The 4,335-nt window shown below is 67.5% G+C and carries 3 protein-coding genes; 1 reads left to right on the plus strand and 2 read right to left on the minus strand.

The genetic code is table 11. From position 1 onward, the window contains the following. Window positions 1-498, minus strand: a 498-nt coding sequence (locus tag ACXJKH_RS16020) for a serine hydrolase domain-containing protein (protein ID WP_457320772.1), incomplete at its 3' end; no start/stop codon positions are given. A 324-nt stretch (window positions 499-822) separates the two neighbouring features. Between ACXJKH_RS16020 and ACXJKH_RS16025 the strand changes: the two genes are divergently transcribed. Beyond that, the gene (locus tag ACXJKH_RS16025; RefSeq protein WP_457320775.1) at window positions 823-1,458 is read left to right on the plus strand and encodes a helix-turn-helix domain-containing protein; all 636 of its coding nucleotides are present in this window, start codon (window positions 823-825) and stop codon (window positions 1,456-1,458) included. A gap of 249 nt (window positions 1,459-1,707) precedes the next feature. Here ACXJKH_RS16025 and ACXJKH_RS16030 read toward each other — a convergent pair. Beyond that, a partial coding sequence (locus ACXJKH_RS16030) for a discoidin domain-containing protein (RefSeq protein WP_457320777.1) occupies window positions 1,708-4,335 on the minus strand: 2,628 nt, incomplete at its 5' end.

Genomic DNA, 4,335 nt, shown 5'->3' on the forward strand with positions numbered 1-4,335 from the left:
CATGTACTTGATGTTGGCCTCGAAGCCGCCGGTATGCGTCATCAGCTGCCGCAACGTGATCGGCAGGCCGCGTTCGGGCACCTTGAAATCCAGGTACTGGTTGATGTCCGTATCCAGATCCAGCTTGCCGGCTTCCACCAGCTGCATCACTGCGGTCCACGTCATCAGCTTGGAAACCGACGCCATCCGGAACAGCGTGCCGTCCGGGTCCACCGGCGTCTGCTTCTGCACATCGGAGACGCCGTAACCGCGGCGGGCAAGAATCTGGCCGTCCTTGACCACGGTGACCACCGCACCGGCGATATCGCCGCGCCCGATCGCATACGGCATGAAGCCATCCAGCCAGAGGGTCACATCGTCGGCGGTCAGCCGGGGCGTGGAGCCCTCACCGCTGGGGCGGGTCGCCACCTGCGGCGCGGAAGGCGCCTGCTGCGCACCGGCCTGGAAGAGCACCAGCAGCCCACAACACACCGCGACTAGCCCTGACAACACACGCATCTGACGCTCCCGTTGGAACTGGACGACGCGGCTGTCCCACGCAAACCACGGCTGGGTCAAAAACGTCTCGATCAGACAACAATATTCCTGATCAGAGAAATGTCAAATGCGCGTGATCGTGCCCGACGCTGCGTGCGGGATCTGAATGTGACGTTTAGAGGGCAGAAATGGTGTCATTCGGCGAGGCGATACGAACACACTGCCGGAGTGTGGACAGGGCAATCGGGCGCTCAAGCGCCATAAACCATCCTGATCAGGATGACATTCATCGGCGCGTAGTATCGTATTGCCAACTTCACTGGCAATAGCCCAAAGGTCCTGTTGATGAGTCCGAAGAGCCCCACGCTCGGAACCCTGCTGCGCGGCCTGCGCACCCGTCAGGGTTGGACGCTCAAGGAAATGAGCGAACACACCGACATTCCCCTGTCCACGTTGTCCAAGATCGAGCACGACCGCCTGACCTTGACCTACGACAAGCTCCAGCACCTGTCGCAGCGGCTGAACCTGCGCATGTCCGAGCTGTTCTGCGAGCCGGAGACCGACACCGCGCCCAAGCCGGTGACCGCCCGGCGCAGCCTCGGTACGCTGGACAAGGCGCTGCGGATCAAGACCGACAACTACGACTACTTCTATCTGTGCACCGAGCTGCGGCGCAAGCGGATGATCCCGATCATCACCAAGGTGCGCGCCAAGACCACGGCCGAGTTCGGCGAGCTGGTCCGCCATCCTGGCGAGGAGTATGTGCACGTGATCGAGGGGCGCATCCAGGTGCACACCGAGTTCTACGATCCGGTGGTGCTGGAAACCGGGGAGGGTATCTATATCGACAGCCAGATGGGCCACGCATACATCGTCGATGGCGGCTGCGAGGAAGCCGTGCTGCTGGCCGTCTGCGCGAGTGCGGACGAGGACCTGATGGAGTCGCTGATCACCCTGCATGAGCATGAGGGCAGCGTCTGACCGCGATCGCGGTAGACACCGGCGGTGCCCTGCCTCGCATGTGGGCAGTCCGGATCGACTCCCGCGCTGGAACGTGAGCGAAGAGGCGGTGGCGCAATCGCAGACCGATCGGCCGGGGTTGCCCAACCTGTGAGGGGTGGAGCAGCCGAGCATGGCTCGGCTCTACCGGGTGCGTTGACGCGGTGGCGATGCGGATCGGGCCGCACTGCGGTTTTGTAGAGCCGGGCCATGCCCGGCTGCCTTGCCGGGTTACCAGCGCGCCTCAAGGGTGCGGAATGGCTGCTTCAACCGCACGCCATCGGCATCGAAGTCACTCACCGCACGCCCATCCACGCGCACGCTGGTCGGCCGCGTCCGCGACGGCCACCACACGCGCACCGCGGCATCCTTGCGCAGGCCCGAGCCGAGCGTGAGCCGCAAGGCCGCGTCCTGTTGTCGCGCCTGCAGCTGCAACGTGCCGTAGGCGGTGGGCAGGCGGTCGATGGCCAGACCATCACCGGCCACCCATGACGGCGGCGTACCGGGCAGCAGCGACAGCGCATCATCGTCTTCGCGCATCAGCATCCCGAACAGCGTGCGACCGTACTCGGCACCAATCCAGGTGTGCGGCATGTCGCCGAGGTAGCGCGGGAAGCGCAGCCGCGAGTGCACCACTTCGGCCAATACCTGCCATTCCAGCGGACGGCGGTCGTGCAGCAGGCCCTGCAGCAGTTCGTCGGCGGCCTCGGGCTGGCCGAGGTGCACATAGCTGAGCACGTTGCGGATTTCGTATGGCGTGTAGGCGTACAACGCACCGGGCTGGCCGCGCTTGCGCACATCGTCCAGATACCGCGCGAAGGTGGTGCGCAGCGCGTCCGGCGGCAAGACATCCTGGGCGCCGGTCGGGTCCAGCGCGATCGACACGCCCGTGGGATCGCCGTCGCCCAGGTCGGCCGAGGACGGGATGAAGTCGATGCCCTTCCACGCCATCGTCGCGCGGATCGAGGCGGCGAGTGCATCGTGCAGCGCCGTGTACTGCGCACGCGCCCACGCGGCGGTATCGTGATCGCCCAGTGATTCGGCCAGCCACGCGCCGTCGTGCCAGCCCTTCAGTCCCCAGTAGTCGTCCCAGTAACTGTGCGTGGGCGAGGGGTAGCCCTCATGGCTGATCGACGGGGCGAGGATGCCGGCGAAGCGTTCCGGCGAAGGTTGGCTGGCCATGTAGCCGGGCACCAGCGTGCGCTCGCGCAGTTCCTGCAGGAAACGCAGTGCCGCCTTTACCTTGGGCAGGTAGGCGCGCACCGATTCGGGACCGCCGTCGAGCCGGGCGACATCGGCCACCAGCGTCACGTACTGGCCCTGGCTGTCGTACTCGATATCCGACCCGAAGCCGGTGTTGACGCTGCCATCGTCGTTGAGGATCGGCGAGACCAGCCCGTTGGCATGCACGCCGTGTTCGCTGTACCAGGCCAGGTAGTCGCGCGCGACCTGGGCTTCGCCCATGCGCAGCAGCACCGCCGAGGTGGCCATGCCGTCGCGGATGAAGGAGCGGTTGTAGTTGCGTGGTCCGGGCTGCATGGCCGGGCCGGTCTGGTTGATCAGCATGTAGGCGGCCTGTGCGCGCAGCATGTCCACCAGTGAGGAATCGGGCAGGCGCAGGCCGACCTGGCCCAGGCGCGCCTGCCAGTCGTTGGATGCGCGCGTGGCCAGTGCGTCGAAGGCGGCATCGGCGTCGCGCGGGGCATCGGCCAGATCGAGCGCTGGCGCTTYGGGCAACGCGCCATCGGGACCGGGCGCCGCGGTACCGAGCGGGAAGGCCACCACAACAGAACGGGTCTCTCCAGGTGCCAGCTGCACGCGGTAGCCCAGCGCGGCTGCGGCCAGGCCGCGGGTGTCGGTGGCCTGCTGCGCCGTGGGCACTGTGCCGCTGGCGATCGCTGCAGTGATCTCGGTGCTGCCATCGGGTCCAAACGGCGCCGCACCGGCCGCGTCCACCGCGCTCAACGACTGCAGCAGGCGGCGACCATTGACGCGCACGCTGCGGCCGTCGATGGCGATCTCGCGGATCGGTGACAGACCGCCGTTCTGCCACGGCGGGTTCATCTGCATCGGTCGCACCACCAGGGCCAGGGTGCCGTCCACCGGCGCGGTGCCGGTATTGCGCAGGCGGTGGCGCAGGTAGGTGACCGGCTGGCCATCGCGTTCGATCGCAAACGATTCGCTGCGCAGCTCCAGCCCGGGTTGTGGCGACCAGGTGGCCGACGGCATCGGCTTCCAGCCATCGCGCAGCGCATGCTGCACGGGGCGTTGCCCTGCACTGGCGGCGGTGCCGTCGGCGTTGCGCCAGATCGGCTGCACCAGGGGCGCGCCCTTGAACGCCTCGATGTTGCCGTACTCGTCGAAGATCGATTTCTGCCGGCCGCCGTGTATGCCCACCGCGGTCCAATAGGTCTGCTGCATGTGCAGCGAGGCCGGGAACAGGGCGCGTTGCGCGCCGCTGGCAGCGATCTGGTACTGCTTCATCGGCGTCATCACCGCCTTCGGGCCGAGCAGGCGGATGCGCGTCACCTGCGGTGCGTCGCCGGCCACGCTCAGGCGCAACGCCTTGGCGGTCACCGGTGCGTCGCCGGCCAGCCAGCTCTGCTGGCGGCTACCGGCCTGCGCATCGGTGGCCAATTCGCGCCAGGCACCGTGCGTGTCCTGCACCTGCAGCCGCGCCGCACCGTGCGCGCCGGCCCACTCCACCACCAGGCCGGTGGTGGCTTGCGGGCGGGGCAGGGCGATGTCGAACGCGTGGGTGTTGCTCTTCAGCAGCGGCACCGAGACCGCCCCGCCGCCCTGCCACAGCGCGGCGGCCTGCTGCGGGGTGAGCGCGGCCACGCGCGCGCTGGTGGTGCT

Source organism: Stenotrophomonas sp. P5_B8 (genome assembly GCF_054049855.1).